The sequence below is a fragment of the Staphylococcus sp. HMSC056G08 genome (assembly GCF_001812305.1).
GTDB lineage: Bacteria > Bacillota > Bacilli > Staphylococcales > Staphylococcaceae > Staphylococcus > Staphylococcus simulans.
Map to the genome: position 1 here is coordinate 1 of NZ_KV808543.1, position 3,215 is coordinate 3,215.

General features: G+C 42.5%; 1 protein-coding gene and 1 pseudogene. One reads left to right on the forward strand and one right to left on the reverse strand.

Annotated elements, in window-relative coordinates; all coding sequences use genetic code 11:
• Nucleotides 1-176, forward strand: a pseudogene (locus HMPREF2846_RS14110) (ornithine carbamoyltransferase subunit F); the annotation flags it as partial.
• Nucleotides 177-263: 87 nt separating this feature from the next.
• On the opposite strand, the gene HMPREF2846_RS13480 reads toward HMPREF2846_RS14110, so the two are convergent.
• The coding region (locus HMPREF2846_RS13480; protein ID WP_176745504.1) for an Ig-like domain-containing protein at nucleotides 264-3,215 on the reverse strand (2,952 nt) is incomplete at its 5' end.

The window sequence follows — 3,215 nt, forward strand, 5'->3', positions numbered from 1 at the left end:
TCCACAACACTGACACAACAATCGGTAAACAAATTGAGGAAAAACACGGCTTAAAAGAAATGGAAGTCACAGATGAAGTCTTCGAAGGCAAACACTCTGTTGTATTCCAAGAAGCTGAAAACCGTATGCACACTATCAAAGCTGTGATGGTTGCGACTCTAGGAGATATTGGATAATTCAATTTCACTTTATAAATAAAGAAATGCCATGGTAATGGGATTCAATCCCTACCATGGCATTTTCATTTTAGACTACCCTCAGTCTTATTTATCTGTTTTTTCGTTCTTATTAAAGCGTCTTGCGATAAATCCTAAACCAAACAATGTCAACAATAAACCTAATAACGGCATTGATGATGTTTCATTACCTGTTTCAGGTAATGCTTGTTTATTAGGCTTACTTTCTTTTTTATGAGTAAAAGTTTTAGAGTTTAAAGTTGTTGATTTTTTATCTTGAACATCTTTTTTCACTGATTTTGTTTTCACATTTTCTGTGTCATTTTGTGTAGTTACTTCACCAGTGCTTTCTTTTGATATGTCATTGTTTTCAACAGTAACTTCATCATTTTCTTCCTCTTTTTCAGACTCTATTACTGTATCTTCTTTAGAAGGAGAAATTTCAGTAGACGTTTCTTCTGTTTCTTTTACTGGTTCTTTCTCAACTGGAGTCTCTGATCCTGTCAATGTTGGTTCTTCCTCTGAGATCTCTGATGTTGGTTCTTCTACCGGTTCCTCTGGCGTTACCCCTGATCTCGGTTCTGTCGGTGTTGCTTCTTCCACAGGTGCTTCCGGTATTACTTCTGGTGCCGGTTCTATTGGTGTTTCTGCCTCTGGCTCGGATGGCACTTCTGGAATCTCTTCAACTGGTACTTCCGGTGCTGTCGGTGTTGCTTCTTCTGCCGGTACTTCTGGTGTTACCTCTGGTACAGGTGTTGTCGGTGTTACCACCTCTGGCTCGGCTGGTACTTCAGGCACTTCTTCGACTGGAATTTCCGGCTCTGTTGGTGTTGTTTCTTCCACCGGTACTTCTGGCGTTACCTCTGGTACAGGTGTTGTCGGTGTTTCTGGTTCCGGTTCAGCCGGTACTTCAGGTACTTCTTCGACTGGAATTTCCGGCTCTGTCGGTGTTGTTTCTTCCACCGGTACTTCTGGTGTTACCTCCGGTGCTGGTTCTGCTGGTGTTTCTACCTCCGGCTCGGCTGGCACTTCAACCAACACAATTTCACTTTCAACTGTATCAGATTGATTTTCCGCTAAATCTTTAGCATATACTTTCACAGTTTCATTACCTATAAGAGATTGTCCATCTAGTAATTCAACATTCCAATTACCTTCTGCATCTGCTTTAGTTTCTAAAATCTTACCATTAGCTAATACTACAAACACATTTGAATTAGGCTCTGCCGAACCACCTATAGCTTGATCAGTAGATTTAATTTCATTCACAATAGGTGCTTTCGGCGCCACAGTATCTTTGACAGTTTGTGTTGCTTCTGGTGATTTGTTGTTCGCTACGTCTGATGTTACTGCTTTAATAACTTCATTATGTGCTAATGGAGTTTCTAGTGTAGTTGTCCAAACACCTTTATCGTCCGTCTTAACTTCTGCAGTTTTGCCGTTCGGTAATGTTAAAGTTACCGTGCTTAATGGTTCACTTGTACCGCTTACCACTTTGTCTCCCGCTTCGATTGCTTTAATTTCTGGAGCAACTGGAGCTACAGTATCTTTGACAGTTTGTGTCGCTTCTGCTGACTTGTTGTTCGCCACATCTGACGCAACTGCTTTGATCACTGCGTCATGTGCTAACGGTTCTGCCAATTCCGCTGTCCACTTGCCGTCTGCATCTGCTTTCACTTCTGTTGTTTTACCGTCTGGCAACGTCAATGTCACTGTGCTTAATGGCTCGCTTGTTCCGTTTACTACTTTAGCTCCCGCTTCAATCGTATCGATTGTCGGAATGGCTGGAACTACTGTATCTTTCACCGTTTGTGTCGCTTCTGGTGATTTATTACCTGCCGCGTCTGAAGCTACTGCTTTGATCACTGCGTTATGTGTTAATGGTTCTGCCAATTCTGTTGTCCACTTGCCGTCTGCATCTGCTTTTACTTCTGTTGTTTTACCGTCTGGCAACGTCAATGTCACTGTGCTCAATGGCTCACTTGTGCCACTTACTTTTTTATCTCCCGCTTCAATTGCATCGATTGTCGGAATGGTTGGAACTACTGTATCTTTCACAGTTTGTGTCGCTTCTGATGATTTGTTGTTCGCCACATCTGACGCCACTGCTTTGATCACTGCGTCATGTGCTAACGGTTCTGCCAATTCCGCTGTCCACTTGCCGTCTGCATCTGCTTTCACTTCTGTTGTTTTACCATCCGGCAATGTCAATGTCACTGTGCTTAATGGTTCACTTGTGCCATTTACTACTTTAGCTCCTGCTTCAATCGTATCAATTGTCGGAACGGCTGGTGCTATTGTATCTTTCACAGTTTGTGTCGCTTCTGGCGATTTGTTGTTCGCTACGTCTGACGTAACTGCTTTGATCACTGCGTCATGTGTTAATGGTTCAACTAATTCTGTTGTCCACTTGCCGTCTGCATCTGCTTTTACTTCTGTAGTTTTACCGTCTGGTAACGTCAATGTTACCGTGCTCAGTGGTTCGCTTGTTCCGCTTACTACTTTAGCTCCCGCTTCAATCTTATCGATTGTCGGAGCCGCTGGTGCTGTTGTATCTTTCACAGTTTGTGCCGCTTCTGGTGATTTATTACCTGCCACGTCTGAAGCTTCTGCTTTGATTACTGCGTCATGTACTAATGGTGTTTCTAATGTAATTGTCCAAACACCTTTGTCATCTACTTTAACATCTTTAGTAGTGCCATCTGGCAACGTTAAAGTCACCGTACTCAATGGCTCGCTTGTTCCATCCACTACTTTAGTTCCTGCTTCGATTGTGTTGATTACTGGTACTGCTGGAACTACTGTATCTTTCACAGTTTGCGTCGCTTCTGCTGATTTGTTGTTCGCTACGTCTGACGTAACTGCTTTAATTACTGCATCATGTACTAATGGTGTTTCTAATGTAGTTGTCCAAACGCCTTTATCATCTGCTTTAACATCTTTAGTAGTACCATCTGGTAATGTTAAAGTCACCGTACTCAATGGTTCACTTGTGCCACTCACTTCTTTAGTTCCTGCTTCGATTGTGTTGATTACTGG